Origin of the sequence: Rathayibacter sp. Leaf248, assembly GCF_920939495.1 — a bacterium.
GTDB lineage: Bacteria > Actinomycetota > Actinomycetes > Actinomycetales > Microbacteriaceae > Rathayibacter > Rathayibacter caricis.
This window is the reverse complement of record NZ_CAKLAV010000002.1, coordinates 57,685-74,718: the sequence shown is the minus strand read 5'-3', so window position 1 is coordinate 74,718 and position 17,034 is coordinate 57,685. Positions and strand designations below refer to the sequence as shown.

The window sequence follows — 17,034 nt, the reverse complement described above, 5'->3', positions numbered from 1 at the left end:
GCCGCAGGGTCAGCCCTGCAGCTTCCGGCCCCATCGTTTAGTGGCCTAGGACGCCGCCCTTTCACGGCGGTAGCACGGGTTCGAATCCCGTTGGGGTCACGAAGACGGCACCGAGAAGATCCGGTCGGCAACGACCGGGGTGAAAATCGAATAGCCTCGAAGGCAGTATGCTTGTCTTCGCAACGAGGCCCTGTAGCGCAGCTGGTTAGCGTGCCGCCCTGTCACGGCGGAGGTCGCGGGTTCAAGTCCCGTCAGGGTCGCAAAGGGGCCCTTCCGAGAGGAAGGGCCTTTTTCAGCGGCGTACTCGTCGCAACGGCTCTGTAGCTCAGTTGGTAGAGCGCACGACTGAAAATCGTGAGGTCACGGGATCGACGCCCGTCGGAGCCACGGAAACCCTCGCCTAGCTTCTACATGGCGGGGGTTTCTCTCGTTTCCGGGGACGTTCGCGAGGCTCGCCCGCCGCGCCGTTCGCCCAGGGTCGCTGCGTAGCCTGGTGAGGCCATGAATCCCGCCGCCTTCCCGCCGCCCGATCCCTCGACCGTCGCTCCCGAGGAGCCCGCGGTCGTCTCCGCCGGCGGATGGCCGGCCCCGCACCAGGCCTTCGAGCCGCAGCCGTCGGTCGAGGCGCCGTACTCGTCCCTCCTCTACCTCCCCGATCCGCGGGTGCGCTGGGGGCTGCCGACGGCGGTGCTGACCATCGCCGGGATCGTGCTGCCGCTCGCGGTGCTGATCGTGCTGTTCGGGCTCGGCGTGCTCCCCTACTCCCCCGCGCTGGCCTTCGCCGGTGCGTTCGGCAGCTACCTCATCGGGCTCGTCGTGCCGGTGCTCGCCTCGCGGCTGCGCGGGCTGAAGTCGCTCGCCCGCGACTACGGGCTGACGTTCCGCTGGATCGACGTGCCGATCGGCATCGGGCTCGGGATCGCCGTGCGGATCGTGATCGTCCTCGTGCTGATCGGGTTCTCGCCGTTCCTCCAGGAGGCGCAGGGCAATCTCGCGCTCGAGCCCGACCCGGTGTGGTTCGTGCTGAGCTCGGTGGTCATCCCCGTCGTCGTCGCGCCGATCGTCGAGGAGATCCTGTGCCGCGGCGTCGTGATGCGGGCGGTGCGCAACCGGATGCTGCGGACGAAGGCCGAGGCCGCTCCTCCGACGCGGGGGCGGCGCGTCTGGGCGGCCGTCTTCAGCATCGTCGCGTCAACCCTCGTCTTCGCGCTGCTGCACGGGCACCAGATGGTGAACCCGGCGACCATCGTGACGCTCGGAGTGACGACCGTCGTCGCCGGCCTCGCCCACGGCTGGATCGCGACGGCGACCGGGCGGCTGGGCGCGGCGATCATCTCGCACGCGACGCTGAACGGCAGCGCGGTGCTGCTGCTGGTGCTGGTGACGGCGCTGGGCTGAGCGGGGAAGCACGGCCACGACTCCGGCGGTGGGGGATCTCGATACGCCGCGGTGCGGCTACTCGATCAGCAGGCAGGCGGCGGTCAGACGTCGAGGGCGCGCAGGGGCGGGCGCTCGATCGGGAGCTCGCCGCGGACCTGCCGGTGCAGGCGCTCCATGTCGGCGTCGAGGGCCGCGGCGGTGCGGGCGGCGTCGACCAGGCCGTCGAGCAGCTCGGAGGGCACCTGGCGGTCGTACTTGTAGTAGATCTTGTGCTCGAGGCTGGCCCAGAAGTCCATCGCGATGGTGCGGAACTGGACCTCGACGCAGACGTCGACGGAGCCTCCCGAGAGGAACACCGGCACCTCGACGATCGCGTGCAGGCTCTTGTAGCCGTTCTCCTTCGGCGACGCGATGTAGTCCTTCACCTCGAGGACGGTCACGTCGGACTGCGAGGTGAGCAGCTCGAAGACGCGGTAGACGTCCGAGACGAAGCTGCACGTGATCCGCACGCCCGCGATGTCGGTGATCGCCCCCGAGATGCCCTCGAAGGTGGTGTCGCAGCCCTTGCGCTCGATCTTCTCGATGAGGCTGTCGGCCGACTTCAACCGGCTCGAGACGTGCTCGATGGGGTTGTACTCCTGCAGCTCGCGGAACTCCTCCTGCAGGATCGACACCTTGGTGACGATCTCGTCCATGCCGAACTTGTACTGGAGCATGAACCGCGCGAAGTCGTCGCGCAGCGCCCGGATCTCGGCGACGGTGCCCGCGTCGAGCGCCTGCGCCCCGGCGTCCGAGAGCGGAGGCACGGGCGAGGGGTCGGGCGAGCGCGGATCCACAGTCGGACACCCTACGCGGACCCGCCCGCCGGGCCGGTGTGAGGTCAGCATGGATCCCCTCACGGCCGCGGCCGCGATACTGAATGCCGTGAGCACCGCCGACTCCGCCGCCGCGCCTGCTGCCGCCTTTCCCCCGCCCGATCCGGACACCCTGGTGCCCGGGCGGCCGCCGCGGCGCCGACTCTCGCGCACGGGACGCCGGGTGGTCGCGGGCGGTGCGGCCCTCCTCCTGCTGGCCGGCGGGGGCACGACCGCGGTCCTCGTCCGCGACGCGCTGTCGGAGCAGAGGTACGAGGAGGCGGCGGAGCGGTTCGAGCGGACCGCCGCCGAGCACGACCGTGCGGCGGCCTCGTGGCAGGCACTCGAGGACTCGGTGGAGGGCGAGACGGCCGACATCCGGCCGGCGCTCGACGAGGCGGGCGACGCGGCCGTCGATCCCGCCGCCCGGGACGCGTACCGAGCGGCGATCGACGCCGTCGTGGACGCGGCGGACGACGTGCCGGTCGCCGAGCCGGTGACGGCCGATGCCCCGGAGGCTCCGGAGGGCGCGGACGAGCGCTTCGCCGCGGCCGACGCTCTCGACTCCGACTCCGACGCGCTCGCCTCCGAGGCCGCCGACCAGGACGAGCAGCGGGAGCGCATCCGCCCCCTGCTCGCCGCCGTGACGGACGCCGCGACCGCGTTCACGGAGAGCACCGCGGCGACGGCCGACGCGCTGGTGGCGAGCAGCACCGCGGCGTCGCGCCAGTCCCGCTGGCTCGTCGAGCGGGCGCTGTACGGCTACGGCTCCGAGCGGGCGGCGGTGCGCCTCTCGGAGCCCGCCGCTCTGCGGGCCTACCTCGCGCAGGCGGAGGTGATGCGGCTGTCGCAGGAGGAGGGGCTCGCCGAGCGCGCCGCCCCGGACTGGCCGCGGAAGCAGCAGGTGCTCGCCTTCGCCGACTCGATCTCGGGCGGCGTGCCGATCGACATCGAGTGGCGCGAGAGCATCGAGATCGCCGGCACGGCCTACGGCGACCGCGACTCCGGTGCGGGGCTCGCGACGTGGAGTCTGCAGGAGGGAGCGCCGTCGCAGATCCAGCTCACCGAGAGCATCCAGCGCTACTGGGACGCGAGCTGGACGGTGGGCCTGGTCGCGCACGAAGTCGGCCACTCCATCACGTCGAAGGAGAGCTGCTACGACCTGTACCGCGCGGCTCCGTTCGACGGCGACGACGAGAAGTGGGCGACGGCGTGGGCGCTCTCGCTGGGCTACACCGACGGGTCGGGCGTCGAGCCGTACGGCTACCCGGGCGAGGACGCGATCGCGGTCGCCGCGGGATGCCGGTGACGCGTCCTAGCCTGGAGCGATGAGCTCCGAGCCGCGTCCGCTGCGCTACTGCGCGTTCGTCATGAACACCGCCTCCCACATCCAGCACGGGCTGTGGCGGCATCCGGAGGCGCGGCAGCACGAGTTCGACGACGTGCAGCTGTGGATCGACCTCGCCCGGACGCTGGAGCGCGGACGGTTCGACGCGATGTTCTTCGCCGACGTCGCCGGACTCTACGGCCCGGCGGACGGCGACTGGGAGGTCAACGCCCGCGAGGGGCTGCAGCTGCCGAGCAACGATCCGTCGGTGCTGCTCTCGGCCCTCGCGGTGAGCACCGAGCACCTCGGCTTCGCGTTCACCAGCTCGGTGCTGCAGTCGCATCCGTTCGACTTCGCGCGGAAGGTCTCGACCCTCGACCACCTCTCGAAGGGGCGGATCGGCTGGAACATCGTCACGAGCGCGCTCGACGGCGCCGCGCGCAACTTCGGCTACGACCGGCTCGAGGAGCACGACGAGCGCTACGCGTGGGCGCAGGAGTACCTCGACGTCGTCTACAAGCTGTGGGAGGGGTCGTGGGACGACGGCGCGCTGCTCCGCGACAAGTCGGGCGCGTTCGCCGACGCGTCGCGCATCCACCGGATCGACCACGTCGGGAAGCGCTACCGCGTGCAGGGCCCGCACCTGTCGGCTCCGTCGCCGCAGCGCACGCCCGTGCTGTTCCAGGCCGGCTCATCGCCCGCCGGTCGGCGCTTCGCCGCGCGCAACGCGGAGGCGCAGTTCGTCTTCTCGGGGTCGCCCGAGAAGACCCGCGAGCTGATCGCCGACACCCGCCGTCTCGCCGCGGAGGCGGGGCGCGAGGCCGACGTGCCGGCTTTCTACCTCGGTCTGTCGTTCATCACGGGCGACACGGAGGAGGAGGCCCGCCGGGCCGAGCGCGAGAACGACGAGTACCTGTCCTCGGACGCGTTCCTCCTGCACTCGAACCTCGGCTTCGATCCGAAGACGGGTGAGAAGCTCGACCCGGACCTGCCCCTGTCGGCGATCGAGACCTACGCCGGCCAGAGCCACCTGCAGTGGATCCGCGACGCCTCGCCCGACCGCGAGCCGACGGTGCGCGACCTCGCGCGGCTGTCGGCGAAGCTCCGCGGCCGCGTGGTCGGCACTCCGGAGCAGATCGCCGACCACCTGGGCGAGTGGCGCGACTCCGGGATCGACGGGATCAACGTCGTGAACTGGATCCTGCCGGGCAGCTACGAGGAGTTCGTCGACCGGGTGATGCCGGTGCTGCAGGAGCGCGGCCTCGCGCAGACGGAGTACGCGGAGGGCACGCTGCGGCGGAAGCTGTTCGGCACCGACGAGCTGCCGTCGACGCATCCGGCGCGGGCCTACCGGGGCGCATTCGCCTGACGTCGGACCGGCCGCACTCCGTCGGGAGGGGGAGGGATCCGGACGCCGGCCCGCCTACCGTGGAGCGATGACCACTCTGCCGGGCACCGTCTTCTTCTCGCTGTACATCGTCGTCGTGGTGGTGGGCGCGGTGCTCGCCGTGGTCCTCGTGGTGCTGCTGTGCCGCCTCGCGATCGCCGCCCGCGAGACGCTGCAGACCACGACGCGACTCCGCGAGCTGCAGATCGTGCGGCTGCTCGAGGAGGAGGGCGACGGGGTTCCGCCGCAGAACCTGAGCTGAGAGGAAGGGATGTCGCCTGACAGGCGACAGACCCCCATCTCAGCAGACGTTCTGCGCAGCGGTCGGCGTCCCCTTCCCGTGCGCGGCGGGCGGGACGAGGATGTGCGCATGATCGACATCGAGAACTGGATCGCCGGCTACGAGACGGCGTGGGCGAGCGACGACCCCGCCGACATCGCCGCGCTCTTCACCGAGGACGCCGAGTACTTCACGGCCCCGCACCGCGACGCGATCACTCCGCGCGACGCGATCGTGGAGTGGTGGCGAGCGGAGTCGGAGCCGGCCGAGCCGACCTTCGCGTGGGGTCTCGTCGCGCTGACGGACGAGACGGCCGTGGTGCAGGGGCGGACCGTGTACCCGGGGGCGGAGACGTACCTGAACCTGTGGATCATCCGCTTCGCCCCGGACGGGCGGGCGTGCTCGTTCACGGAGTGGTTCATGGAGGAGCCGGCGGACTCGGTCTCCTGAGGGGCGCGGCTGCTGGTCTCGATACGCCGCTGCGCGGCTGCTCGACCAGCAGGAGGCTCGCTGATCGAGTAGCGGCCGCGGGACGCGAATCGAGATCCGGCCGCAGGGCAGAGGTCAGAGCTGGGCGCCCGGGACGGCGAAGGTGTCGCAGTCGACGGCGTCGCCCTCGAAGCCGGCCTCGAACCAGCGCTGGCGCTGCTCGGCCGAGCCGTGGGTCCAGCCCTCGGGGTCGACCGTGCCGGTCGCCTGCTCCTGGATCCGGTCGTCGCCGACGGCCGCCGCCGCGCCCAGGGCGTCCTGGTACTCCTGCGCGGTGACCGGCTTGAGGTAGGGCGTGCCCGTCTCGTCGGGGACCGTCGAGGCGTCGCCGACCCACGCGCCGGCGAAGCAGTCGGCCTGCAGCTCGAGGCGGACCGAGTCGGAGTCGGGGCCGGTGCCGGAGCGGTCGGCCGACTCCATCGCGCCGGTCAGGTTCTGGATGTGGTGGCCCCACTCGTGGGCGAGGATGTACATCTGCGCGAGCGATCCGCCCGAGGTGTCGAACCGGGTCCGCAGCTCGTCGAAGAACTCGGTGTCGAGGTAGATGGTCTGGTCCGGCGGGCAGTAGAACGGTCCGACGGCCGCAGTCGCGCCGCCGCATCCGGTGCTCGTCTCGGTGTCGAAGACGATGACGCCGCCCGGAGTCGTGTAGGTCGCGCCGATCGTGCCGGTCGCGGTGCCCCAGTAGCGGTCGAGCGACTCGGCGGCACCCTCGAGGCGGCAGTCGACCTCGGCGTTGGCGTCGGCGCCGCTGTCGCAGGCGACCGCGGTGCTGGTGATCTGCTCGGGCGACGTGCCGCCCCCGCCGACCAGACCGCCGAGCCCCGAGAGATCCACGCCGAGCAGCTGCGACAGCAGCGCGAGCACGACGACGACGCCCGCGCCGCCGCCGACGGCGATGCCCGTGGTGCGTCCGCGCCGGCGGACCTTGCCGCCGCTGAGCTGGGAGTCGTCGTTGAAGGTCATGCGGTCACGGTAGTGCTCCGGCGCCGCCCGCCGCCGGGGCTTGCGGAGGGGCGGCTCAGCCCCAGCGCGACTCGCTCGTGGCGCGGATGATCTCGAGCAGCGCGTCGCGCAGAGGCCCGTGCTCGAGGCTGCCCGGGAACATGTCGACCTCGAGCCGGTGCGCGCGCTGCCACGCCTCGGTGCCCTTCGCGGTCAGCGAGACGAGCTGGCGGCGGCGGTCGGCGGGGTCGCTCCTGCGCTCCACGTGACCCTCGCGCTCGAGCCGCTCGATGGTGCGCGACATGGTCTGCACCTCGACGTGGGCCGACGCGGCGAGCGCCTTCTGCGCCACGGGACCCTCCTGCAGCAGGTGGAGGACGATGAGGCCCGCGTGGGTCAGGCCGATCTCGGCGAGCGCGCCGTGCCAGGCGTGCTCGACCATCCGGGACGCCGTCGACAGCAGCCGGCCCGTGGGCCAGCTGTCCATCTCCGAGGCGGCGTCCGGGCGCATCCGCTCAGGATAGACCCGGCCGCCGGCCCCCTCGGCTCACTCCGCGAAACGGTCGGTCGCCTCGATGAGCGCGTCCAGGATGCCCGGCTCGTCGAACGCGTGGCCGGCGTCGGCGATGAGGTGGAAGTCGGCCTCGGGCCACACGCGGTGCAGGTCCCAGGCGGTGAACGCGGGGGTGCACATGTCGTAGCGGCCCTGGACGATGACCGCGGGGATGCGGCGCAGCACCTCCGCGTCGCGGATCAGCTGCCCCTCCTCGAACCAGCCCTTGTGCACGAAGAAGTGGTTCTCGATCCGCGCGAAGGCGAGCGCGAAGGCGGGATCGGACCAGGCCTCGATCATCTCGGGCTTCTGCAGGAGCGAGATGGTCGACGCCTCCCAGGTGGTCCAGGCGACGCCGGCCGGGCCGTGCACGGCCGGGTCCTCGTCGTGCAGGAGGCGATAGTACGCCTCGATGAAACTGCCGCGCTCGGAGGCTGGGACGACCGCGGTGTAGGACTCCCAGAGGTCGGGGTAGACGGCCGCCGCGCCGCCCTCGTAGAACCACTCGAGCTCGGCGCGGCGCAGGGTGAAGATTCCGCGGAGGACGATCTCGCTGACCCGATCCGGGTGCGTCTCGGCGTACGCGAGGGCGAGGGTCGAGCCCCAGGAGCCGCCGAGGACGAGCCAGGTGTCGATGCCGAGGTGCTCGCGCAGGCGCTCGATGTCGCCGACGAGGTACCAGGTGGTGTTCGTCGAGAGGTCCGCACCGGGCTCGCTCGCGTGCGGGGTCGAGCGTCCGCACATCCGCTGGTCGAAGAGGACGATGCGGTACTTCGCGGGATCGAAGAGGCGGCGGTGGGCGGGCGAGGTGCCGGCGCCGGGGCCGCCGTGCAGGAACACGACGGGCTTGCCGTCAGGGTTGCCCGAGACCTCCCAGTAGACGGAGTGGCCGTCGCCGACGTCGAGCATGCCCGATTCGTAGGGCTCGATCTCGGGGTAGAGGGTGCGCATGATCGGCACTCTACGGAGTCGCAGTGGCGCGTTCGGCGATCTCGGCGGCGCGGTGCGGGATCGACCGGGCGCGGCGGTGCCTCCGCTCGATCGCCTGACCGGCGTAGGCGGCGGCCACGATCAGGGCGGCGCCGAGGGCACCGAGAGGCCCGATCGCCTCGCCCGCGAGTACCGTGCCGACCAGCAGCGCCCAGACCGGCTCGGTCCCCATCAGGATGCTCGCCCGCGACGCGGAGGTGCGCCGCACCGCCCAGAGCTGCACGACGAAGGCGAAGACCGAGCAGAGCAGACCCAGGAAGAGCACGTTCCCCCAGTCCGCCGCGTCGAGAGCGGCTGCCGCGGCCGGGAGGGAGGGGCCGGCGATGAGCGAGAATGCGACGGCGCAGACGAGCATCTGCACGAGCACCACGCCGAGCGTGCCGTCGGAGCGCCCCCTGGTCAGGTGCCCGCTCGCCGTGACGTGGACGGCGCGGACCACCGCGGCGGCGATCACCAGCGCATCACCCGGGGCGGGCGCACGGAGGCCGCCGTCCGAGACGAGCAGCGCCACTCCGACCACGGCCGCGACCGCGGCGACGAAGAACGAGCGCGGGAGCCAGGAGCGGGACGCGAGGCCCTCGAGCACCGGGGTCATCACCAGCGCGAGGCTGATCAGCAGGCCCGCGTTGGTGGCGGAGGTGAGGTGCACTCCCCAGGTCTCGAGGCCGATCACCGCGGCCTGCGAGCAGCCCAGCAGCGCGGCGATCGCGAGTCCCCGGCCGCGAGGGAGCCGCTCGCGGCGCGCGACGCAGAGCAGACCGGTCGCCGCCGCGGCGACGAGGAAGCGGAGGCCGACGGCCGCGGGCACACCGGTCTCGGCGGCCAGGTCCTTCGCTGCGAGGAAGCTCGCTCCCCAGACCGCGGCGACGCCGAGCAGGAGCAGATCGGCAACGGTGTCGGCGGAGCGGCGTGACGGCATGGGGCTACTGTCGAGGCCTGGACGATGAAGAACAACGGGCATCATCTTGATCGACGATGAAGGGAACGCTCATGGATCCGGCACGACTCCGTCTCCTCCGCGAGCTCGGCGACCGCGGGAGCGTCGCCGCCGTCGCCGCGGCGCTGCACGTCAGCGCCTCGGCCGTGTCGCAGCAGCTCGGCGCCCTGCAGGCCGGGATCCCGGTGCCGCTGACCGTGCGCAGCGGCCGCCGGCTCGTGCTGACCGAGGCAGGCGAGGCGCTGGCCGTTGCGGGTGCCCGCGTCGAGGAGGCGCTCGCCGAGGCCCGCGCGGCCGTCGGCTCGTTCCTCGAGCAGGACGACCGGCCCGTGCGCGTCTCGGCGTTCCACAGCGCCGGGCTCACGCTCTTCGGTCCGCTCCTGCGCGCCCTGGGCGAGGGCCAGCGGGTCGCGCTCGCCGACGCCGACGTCGCCCAGGACCGCTTCGCCGGGCTGACCGCCGATCACGACCTCGTGATCGCGCACCGCCTCGCCCACGATCCGGACTGGCCGACCGCGCGCCTCGTCGTCACTCCGCTGCTCGTCGAACCGCTCGACATCGCCCTGCACGCCGCGCACCCGCTCGCCGCGCAGTCGAGCATCCGGCCCGAGCAGCTCCGCGACGAACGCTGGATCTCGACGCACGAGGGCTTCCCCCTGGCGGGTGTGCTCGACCACCTCGGCGCGCTGGCGGGGCGGGCCCCGCGCATCGAGCACCGGATCAACGAGTTCTTCGTCGCCGCCGAGGTGGTCCGCACCGGCGCCGCGATCGCGGTCATGCCCCGGGTCACGGCGGCGGCGCTCGCCGTCGACGGCATGGTGCTGCGGCCGGTGGACGGAGTGGCGCTCGTCCGTCACGTGGACGTGCTCGCCCGGCCCGACGCGCTCGCGCACGCCCCGGTGCGGCGTGTGCTGAAGGTGCTGCAGGACGTGTCCGCCCGCTGACTCCTACCGCGCACGCAGGACCCGCGCCTACGCTCGGCGGCATGAGCACGCAGCGCACGCCGGTGAAGGTCACGGTCACGGGAGCGGGGGGCGCCATCGGCTACGCCCTGCTGTTCCGCATCGCCTCGGGTCAGCTGCTCGGGCCTGACGTCCCCGTGCGGCTGAACCTCCTCGAGATCCCGGCCGGGCTGCGCGCCGCCGCCGGGACGGCCCTCGAGCTGCAGGACGGGGCCTTCCCGCTCCTGGACGGGATCGAGGTGACGGACGACGCCGCCGCGGCCTTCGACGGTGCGAACGTCGCGTTGCTGGTCGGCGCCCGCCCGCGCTCGGCGGGGATGGAGCGGGCCGACCTGCTCGCGGCGAACGCGGGGATCTTCGGACCGCAGGGCGCCGCGCTGAATGCGCACGCCGCCGACGACATCCGGGTGCTGGTGGTCGGCAACCCGGCCAACACGAACGCCTGGATCGCCCGGGCGAGCGCCCCGGACATCCCGCACGGCCGCTTCACCGCGATGACCCGGCTCGACCACAACCGCGCAGTGGCGCAGCTGGCCGCGAAGCTGGATGCGCCGGTCGGCTCGGTCGCGGGCGTCGCGATCTGGGGCAACCACTCCGCCTCGCAGTACCCGGACGCCACGCACGCGAGCGTCGACGGGCGTCCGGTGACCGAGCTGGTCGACTCCGCGTGGCTGCACGACGAGTTCGAGCCGCGCGTCGCGAAGCGCGGCGCCGAGATCATCGAGGTGCGCGGCGCGTCCTCGGCGGCCTCGGCCGCATCCGCCGCGATCGACCACGTTCACGACTGGGTGACGGGGACCGACTGGACGTCGGCCGCCGTCGAGTCGGACGGGTCCTACGGAGTGGAGGAGGGGCTGATCTCGTCGTTCCCGGTCCGCTCGGTCGACGGCGAGTGGCGGATCGTCGAGGGGCTCGAGATCGACGAGTACTCGCGGCGCAAGATCGACGAGTCGGTGCTGGAGCTGCGGGCCGAGCGCGACGCAGCGCAGGCGTACCCGCGGCACTGAGCCCGGGCGTCAGTGCCGCGGCGCCTTCTCCGGTCGCGGGAGGGTGCCGTCGGCGCGGGCCGCCTCGTACCAGGCGCGCGCCTCCTCCTGCCGCGTCTGCTCGGCACCGGTCGCGATCGCCGCGCGCAGGTGCTCGGGGCCGTACCCGAACGCCGCGACGAGGGCGCCGGCGTGCGGGCGGAGGCGGGCCAGCAGCCGGTCGATGTAGGAGGTCACCGCGACGGCGCGCTGCGACGAGAGCCGGCCGTGCAGCAGGTACCAGTCGAGGTGCTCCTCGATCAGGCCGAGGCCGAACAGGTCGCGGAGCCACGTCAGGACGGTGCGGGTGCCCTCGTCCTCGATCCGGGACAGCGCGTCGGTGAACGCCTCCCACTGGAGCAGCTGGGCGTGCGCGCGAGCCGCCTCGATCAGCTGGTCCTGGTGAGCGTTGAACAGGCGGGCCGCATCGTCGGCCGGGAGCTTCGACGCCGATCGGAGCCGCGACGCGATGCCCGAGACCATGGTCTCGACGCGGCCGGTGAGCAGCTCGCGCTGGTCCTCGCGGAGCTGACCGACGGAGCGGGCGGTGGATCCGCGGTCCGAGACGACCTGCGCGAGACGGCGGAGCCCCGAGGTGTCGACGGTCGCCTCCGCCACCTGCCCGACGGCGTAGCGCGCCAGCTCGGTGGGCTGGGCGTCCTTGAAGCGGCGCCCGACGTCGGTCAGCAGTCGCTTCGCGACGAGCTGCAGGAGCACGGTGTTGTCACCCTCGAAGGTGACGTAGACGTCGAGGTCGGCGCGCAGCTGCGTGAGCCGGTTCTCGGCGAGGAAGCCCGCTCCTCCGCAGGTCTCGCGCGCCTCCTGGAGGGTGTCGAGGGCGTGCCAAGTGGAGAGCGCCTTGAGGCCGGCGGCGAGGGTCTCGAGGTCCTGGCGCGACTCGTCGGTGTCGTTCGCGCCCGAGAAGACGTCGTCGAACGCGCGCAGGAGCGTGTCGTGCGCGAATCCGGCCGCGTAGGTCGTGGCGAGGCGCGGGAGCAGCCGGCGCTGGTGGCGCTGGTAGTCGAGGAGCACCTCCTCGCGCTCCCCTCCCCCGGTGAACTGCCGGCGCTGGTCGCCGTAGGTCACGGCGATCGCCAGGGCGATGCGGGAGGCGGCGACGGCGGCTCCGTCGAGCGAGACTCGGCCCTGCACGAGGGTGCCGAGCATGGTGAAGAAGCGTCGGCCGGGGCTCGCGATGGGCGAGGAGTAGGTGCCGTCGGCGGCGACGGAACCGTAGCGGTTCAGCAGGTTCTCGCGGGGCACGCGGACGTGGTCGAAGTGCAGGCGGCCGTTGTCGATGCCGTTCAGGCCGCCCTTCAGGCCGTCGTCCTCTCCGCCGATCCCGGGGAGGAACGCGCCCGTCTCGTCGCGCAGGGGCACGAAGAACGCGTGGACGCCGTGGCCGACCCCGCGGGTGACGAGCTGGGCGAAGACGACGGCGGCGCGGCCGTCGATCGCGGCGTTGCCGAGGTAGTCCTTCCACGCCGCGCGGAATGGGGTGTTGAGCACGAAGTCGCCGGTCTGCTCGTCGAAGGTCGCGCTGGTCGCGATCGAGGCGACGTCGGAGCCGTGACCCGTCTCGGTCATCGCGAACGCGCCCGGGATCTCGAGGTTCATGATGCCGGGCAGCCACTTCTCGTGGTGCTCGCGGGTGCCGAGGTGCAGGACGGCCGCGCCGAAGAGGCCCCACTGCACGCCGGACTTGATCTGCAGCGACGGGTCGGCGGTGACCAGCTCCTCGAAGCCGGCGATGTTGCCGCCGTGGTCGGCGCCTCCGCCGAGGTCGGCCGGGAACGCGCGCAGCACGCCCTTCTCGGCGGCGAGGAGACGCATCTGCTGCGTCACCCGCGCGCGGTGCTCGGCCATGGGGAGGCCGGCCTCGCCGTGGAGCTCGGGGCGAGCGGTCAGCGCGCGGGACGCGAGGCGCTGCTCCTTCCACTCGCCCAGCAGCAGCTCGCCGAGGGCGGCGACGTCGACGGAGGGCGAACCGTCCTCGTCGAGGCGGGCGTCGACCTCGGTTCCGAGCGCGTCGATCGGAGGAGTGGGCGCGATGGCCCCGGCGCGGGAGCGGCGCCGGCGGGACGTGCCGGTCGCGGCCTTCTCGGCGGCGTCCGCGGCGGAGCGGGGGCGGGGAGCAGTGGTGACCATGAGTGGAGGATCCCTTCGACCGGCCGCGTGCGACCGGAGCGGTGGGCCCGGTCGCTCCCCCGAAGCGTCGTGGATCAGGAGGCGGTCACTGCACGGTAGGTCGCTCTCGCGGAAGGCGGAAAGGTTCCGTCGCGGGCCGACAAACGGGGACGGGCGGAGGCGGCGGCGCGTTGTCGGAAGCGGCCAGGCGGGGCGTCGGCCGCGTGCTGCGGGCCCGTGGGTAGGCTCGCGGTATGAGCGAGCCGCCGCTTCCTCCGCCCCCGCCGCCGCGCCGCGAGCCGGAGCGCCCTGCGCCCGCCGCGGTCGTCGATCAGCGCCCGGCGGGACCGGGCACGCCCTGGACTGCTGCGCGCGCCCGGCGGCCGGTGCGGGTCTGGGATCTGGTGCTCACGATCGTGCTGCTGGCGGGCGAGTTCGTGCTGACCGCGCTGCTGTCGTACTTCGGGCTGTTCCTCGCGATGGCGAGCGACGCCTGCATGGGCGGGAACGACTGCGACTCGGGGCTGATCGGCGGCGGAGTCCTCGTCGCGGCGGGCGGCGTCTGGATCGGGATGCTCGTGGCACTGGTGGTGTCGATCGTGCTGCTGATCCAGCGGAGGATCACGTTCTGGGTGCCGATCGCGGGCACGGTGCTCTCGTTCGTCGCCACGATCGTCGGCGCGGGGATGGCGATGGCCGGGACGGGCACGTGAGCGGGCAGCCTCCGTCTCCGCCTGCTCCGGGTCCCCGGCGCCCGATTCGGGTGTGGGACCTCGTCCTCACGATCGTGCTGCTCCTGGCCGAGGTCTGCGTGACGCTGCTGCTGACCTACGTCGGCCTGTTCTCGGGCATGGCGAGCGACGGCTGCATGGGCCGCGACGACTGCGACTTCACCCTGCTGAACTGGGGCGTCCTGATCGCGGCGGGCGGAGTGTGGATCGGGATGCTCGCCGCGGTCGTCGCGTCGATCGTGCTGCTGCTGCGGCGGAGGATCGCGTTCTGGGCGCCGATCGCCGGGACGGTGCTGTCGTTCGCCGCCACCGTGATCGGCCTCTGGATGGTGACGGTCAGCACGGACTGACCGGCGCTCAGTAGCTGTCCCAGCCCGGCTCCCAGTCGGGCTCGTCCGGCGGCACCCAGTCGTCCTCGGGCGGCGCGGAGGAGACGGGCGGGCCCGAGGCGCGCTCGGAGGAGCCGCCGCCGAACGCGGGGCGTGCGCCCTTCGCCGCGGCGCCACCGGAGCGGGCGGCACCCGAGCGCGCGGGGCGTCGGGGAGCGGGCTCCTCCTGGTTCGCGTCGGGCTCGGCGATCTCGGGGGTCTCGCCGGCGACGACGGCGAGCACCGCGGCTCCGTAGGTGAGGAGCTTCTTCTGGCCGACGCCGCCGATGATGCTGAGCGCGTCGATCGTGGCGGGCTCGGCGGTCGCGATCTCGCGGAGGGTGGCGTCGTTGAAGACGATGTACGCGGGAACCGACTGGGCGCGGGCCTGCGCCGCACGCCACTCGCGGAGGCGCTCGAACAGCGGCTGCGCCTCGGTCGGCAGGTCGGACACGGTGGAGCGACCGGAGCGCGAGGATCCGCTCGAGCGGGCGGGCTTCTCGGGCTCCTGGCGCAGCTCGACCTTGCGCTCGCCGCCGAGGACGGAGCCGGACGCCGGAGTGATGACGAGCGTGCCGAAGCCGTCGTCGTTCACCCCCAGCAGGCCCTGCGCGAGCAGCTGGCGCGCGACTCCGCGCCACTGGGTGTCGCTGAGGTCGGCGCCGATGCCCCAGGTCGACAGTGCGTCGTGACCGTGCTGGGTGGTGCGCGGGGTGGTCTTGCCGCGGAGGATGTCGATGACGTGGCCGGCGCCGAACTGCTGGTTGCGCTCGCGCTTGAGCCGGACGACGGTCGAGAGGAACTTCTGCGCGGCGACCGTGCCGTCCCACGAGGCGGGCGGCTCGAGGCAGGTGTCGCAGTTGCCGCAGGCCGTGCTCTCCTGGCCGAAGTAGGCGAGCAGGTTCACGCGGCGGCACTGCACCGTCTCGGACAGCGCGAGCATCGCGTCGAGGTGCGCGGACATCCGGCGGCGGTGGGCGAGGTCGCCGGGCGACTCGTCGATCATGCGGCGCTGCTGCACGACGTCCTGCAGGCCGTAGGCGAGCCACGCGGTGGACGGGAGGCCGTCGCGGCCGGCGCGGCCCGTCTCCTGGTAGTAGCCCTCGACCGACTTGGGCAGGTCGATGTGCGCGACGAAGCGGACATCCGGCTTGTCGATGCCCATGCCGAACGCGATGGTGGCGCAGACGATGACTCCCTCCTCGCGGAGGAAGCGCGACTGCGCGGCGGCGCGGACGCGGGAGTCGAGACCGGCGTGGTACGCCACCGCGTCGAAGCCGGCGCCGCGCAGGGCCTCGGCCGTGGCCTCGACGCTCTTGCGCGACAGGGCGTAGACGATGCCGGCGTCGTCGGCGTGCTCACGGCGGAGGAAGTCGATCAGCTGCTTGCGGGGCTCGACCTTGTTGACGATCCGGTACTGGATGTTGGGCCGGTCGAAGCTCGAGACGAAGTGGCGGGCCTCGCCCATGTGCAGTCGCGTGGTGATCTCGCGGTGCGTCGCCTCGGTCGCCGTGGCCGTGAGCGCGATGCGCGGGACGTCGGGCCAGCGCTCGGCCAGCTCGCCGAGGGCGAGGTAGTCGGGCCGGAAGTCGTGACCCCACTGGCTCACGCAGTGCGCCTCGTCGATGGCGAAGAGGGCGATGCGGCCGCGGGCGAGGAACTGCTTCATGCCCTCGTTGCCGAGGCGCTCGGGGGCGACGTAGAGCAGATCGAGCTCGCCGTCGAGGTACGCGCGCTCGACGCGGGCGCGCTCACCCGGGTCCTGGGTGGAGTTGAGGAACTCGGCGCGGACGCCGTTGGCGCGCAGGGCGTCGACCTGGTCCTGCATGAGGGCGATGAGGGGCGAGACGACCACTCCCGTGCCCTCGCGGACGATCGACGGGATCTGGTAGCAGAGCGACTTGCCGCCGCCGGTGGGCATCAGGACGACGGCGTCGCCGCCTCCGATGACCTGCTCGACGATCTGCTCCTGCTCGCCGCGGAACGAGGAGTAGCCGAAGACCTTCTCGAGGATCGCCTGCGCGGGCGTCTGAGAACCGGGCTGCTCGGCGAGCGGGAGGGCGGTCGCGGTGGTCTCTGTCACCCGGGGAACTCTACCCGCCGCCTCCGACGGCGCTCCGGGTCCGACGGAGGCTGGGGAGAGCTCTCGGAAGGCGCGGCTGGGGAGGAGTCAGAGCTCGGTGACGGTCTTCGTGTCGCCGTCCCAGAAGCGCACGCCCGCGAGACCGACCGTGAACGGCTCGCCCAGCAGCGGGACGGCCTCGGCGAGCTGCTCGGCGCGGAGGCGGCGCGAGACGCTCACGTGCGGTGTCCACGACTCCGGGAGCGACGTGGGGACGCCTCCCGGGACCGCGGCGACCGTGCGTCGGTGCAGCGCGTCGAGGGCGGGCGAGCGGACGACGCCCCAGGCGAGCACGAAGCGGCCCGCGTGCGGGAAGAGGAGGACGGCGCCGAGATCCACGGCCGCGGGGAGCGGGCCGAGGGCGCCGGTCGCCGGGCAGGGCAGCTCGGGGCCGGCGACGAGCGTGATGTGGGGGCGGTTGCTGTCGGAGCGGTGCAGGGCGAGGCTCGGGACGCCGGCGGCCTCGAGGGCCTCCCACTGACCGCGGACGCGCGCCTCGGACTCGGGATCGAGCAGGAGTTCGACGCTGCGCATGCGTCCATCCTGCCGCGGCGGGC

17 protein-coding genes and 3 tRNA genes are annotated in these 17,034 nt (G+C 72.8%); 12 read left to right on the top strand and 8 right to left on the bottom strand.

The genetic code is table 11. The annotated features are described in order from the left end of the window. Positions 1 to 26 precede the first annotated feature (26 nt). From LRG51_RS13400 to LRG51_RS13385, 4 genes are all read left to right on the top strand, one after another. Positions 27 to 99 (top strand) — tRNA-Glu (locus tag LRG51_RS13400). Between the two features lie 87 nt (positions 100 to 186). Continuing rightward, positions 187 to 260: transfer RNA gene (locus tag LRG51_RS13395), tRNA-Asp, on the top strand. Between the two features lie 54 nt (positions 261 to 314). Further along, a tRNA-Phe gene (locus LRG51_RS13390) sits at positions 315 to 387 on the top strand. A gap of 114 nt (positions 388 to 501) precedes the next feature. Then, positions 502 to 1,398 (top strand): CPBP family intramembrane glutamic endopeptidase, encoded by an 897-nt coding sequence (locus LRG51_RS13385; protein WP_230673180.1) that lies wholly within the window; start codon positions 502 to 504, stop codon positions 1,396 to 1,398. Between the two features lie 83 nt (positions 1,399 to 1,481). Here LRG51_RS13385 and LRG51_RS13380 read toward each other — a convergent pair whose 3' ends face one another. Further along, positions 1,482 to 2,096 carry a GTP pyrophosphokinase gene (locus tag LRG51_RS13380; protein WP_230674066.1) on the bottom strand — a complete coding sequence of 205 codons (615 nt, stop codon included), beginning with the start codon at positions 2,094 to 2,096 and terminating at the stop codon, positions 1,482 to 1,484. Between the two features lie 208 nt (positions 2,097 to 2,304). Here LRG51_RS13380 and LRG51_RS13375 point away from each other — a divergent pair, with 208 nt between their 5' ends. The 4 genes from LRG51_RS13375 (at position 2,305) to LRG51_RS13360 (ending at position 5,678) form a co-directional block, all read left to right on the top strand. After that, positions 2,305 to 3,543 carry a hypothetical protein gene (locus tag LRG51_RS13375; protein WP_230673179.1) on the top strand — a complete coding sequence of 413 codons (1,239 nt, stop codon included), beginning with the start codon at positions 2,305 to 2,307 and terminating at the stop codon, positions 3,541 to 3,543. 19 nt (positions 3,544 to 3,562) lie between these two features. Further along, complete coding sequence (locus LRG51_RS13370; protein ID WP_230673178.1) at positions 3,563 to 4,930, top strand: LLM class flavin-dependent oxidoreductase; 1,368 nt, start codon at positions 3,563 to 3,565, stop codon at positions 4,928 to 4,930. A 67-nt stretch (positions 4,931 to 4,997) separates the two neighbouring features. Continuing rightward, positions 4,998 to 5,210, top strand: a complete 213-nt coding sequence (locus LRG51_RS13365; RefSeq protein ID WP_055789792.1) for a hypothetical protein — start codon at positions 4,998 to 5,000, stop codon at positions 5,208 to 5,210. A 108-nt stretch (positions 5,211 to 5,318) separates the two neighbouring features. Continuing rightward, on the top strand, positions 5,319 to 5,678 hold the full coding sequence (locus tag LRG51_RS13360; RefSeq protein WP_055789789.1) for a nuclear transport factor 2 family protein: 360 nt from the start codon (positions 5,319 to 5,321) through the stop codon (positions 5,676 to 5,678). Between the two features lie 114 nt (positions 5,679 to 5,792). Here the strand turns inward: LRG51_RS13360 and ypfJ are convergent, their stop codons facing one another. From ypfJ to LRG51_RS13340, 4 genes are read right to left on the bottom strand one after another with little or no spacing between them, the layout of a single operon-like run. Continuing rightward, entirely contained in the window at positions 5,793 to 6,683 is an 891-nt protein-coding gene (gene ypfJ, locus LRG51_RS13355) for a KPN_02809 family neutral zinc metallopeptidase (protein WP_055789787.1), read from the bottom strand. A 55-nt stretch (positions 6,684 to 6,738) separates the two neighbouring features. Next, positions 6,739 to 7,173 (bottom strand): MarR family winged helix-turn-helix transcriptional regulator, encoded by a 435-nt coding sequence (locus LRG51_RS13350; RefSeq protein ID WP_055789784.1) that lies wholly within the window; start codon positions 7,171 to 7,173, stop codon positions 6,739 to 6,741. A 36-nt stretch (positions 7,174 to 7,209) separates the two neighbouring features. Then, positions 7,210 to 8,166 (bottom strand): prolyl aminopeptidase, encoded by a 957-nt coding sequence (gene pip / locus LRG51_RS13345; protein WP_230673177.1) that lies wholly within the window; start codon positions 8,164 to 8,166, stop codon positions 7,210 to 7,212. Positions 8,167 to 8,176: 10 nt separating this feature from the next. After that, a complete protein-coding gene (locus LRG51_RS13340) occupies positions 8,177 to 9,124 on the bottom strand; it encodes a DMT family transporter (protein ID WP_055789781.1) in 948 nt (315 codons plus the stop codon). Between the two features lie 71 nt (positions 9,125 to 9,195). Here LRG51_RS13340 and LRG51_RS13335 point away from each other — a divergent pair, with 71 nt between their 5' ends. Together LRG51_RS13335 and LRG51_RS13330 are read left to right on the top strand one after the other, a co-directional pair. Continuing rightward, positions 9,196 to 10,086: a LysR family transcriptional regulator gene (locus tag LRG51_RS13335; protein WP_230673176.1), complete on the top strand. Its 891-nt coding sequence runs from the start codon at positions 9,196 to 9,198 to the stop codon at positions 10,084 to 10,086. 41 nt (positions 10,087 to 10,127) lie between these two features. Further along, positions 10,128 to 11,111 (top strand): malate dehydrogenase, encoded by a 984-nt coding sequence (locus tag LRG51_RS13330; RefSeq protein WP_230673175.1) that lies wholly within the window; start codon positions 10,128 to 10,130, stop codon positions 11,109 to 11,111. 9 nt (positions 11,112 to 11,120) lie between these two features. Here the strand turns inward: LRG51_RS13330 and LRG51_RS13325 are convergent, their stop codons facing one another. Beyond that, on the bottom strand, positions 11,121 to 13,277 hold the full coding sequence (locus LRG51_RS13325) for an acyl-CoA dehydrogenase family protein (RefSeq protein WP_230673174.1): 2,157 nt from the start codon (positions 13,275 to 13,277) through the stop codon (positions 11,121 to 11,123). Between the two features lie 233 nt (positions 13,278 to 13,510). Here LRG51_RS13325 and LRG51_RS13320 point away from each other — a divergent pair, with 233 nt between their 5' ends. Further along, on the top strand, positions 13,511 to 13,969 hold the full coding sequence (locus LRG51_RS13320) for a DUF6264 family protein (RefSeq protein ID WP_157603110.1): 459 nt from the start codon (positions 13,511 to 13,513) through the stop codon (positions 13,967 to 13,969). Further along, entirely contained in the window at positions 13,966 to 14,337 is a 372-nt protein-coding gene (locus LRG51_RS13315) for a hypothetical protein (protein ID WP_329958738.1), read from the top strand. Before LRG51_RS13320 ends, LRG51_RS13315 begins: the two co-directional genes overlap by 4 nt. A gap of 7 nt (positions 14,338 to 14,344) precedes the next feature. Here the strand turns inward: LRG51_RS13315 and recQ are convergent, their stop codons facing one another. Both recQ and LRG51_RS13305 read right to left on the bottom strand, forming a co-directional pair. Continuing rightward, positions 14,345 to 16,369, bottom strand: a complete 2,025-nt coding sequence (recQ, locus tag LRG51_RS13310; protein ID WP_230674065.1) for a DNA helicase RecQ — start codon at positions 16,367 to 16,369, stop codon at positions 14,345 to 14,347. Between the two features lie 156 nt (positions 16,370 to 16,525). Next, positions 16,526 to 17,011, bottom strand: a complete 486-nt coding sequence (locus LRG51_RS13305) for a 2'-5' RNA ligase family protein (protein WP_230673172.1) — start codon at positions 17,009 to 17,011, stop codon at positions 16,526 to 16,528. Between the last annotated feature and the right edge of the window lie 23 nt (positions 17,012 to 17,034).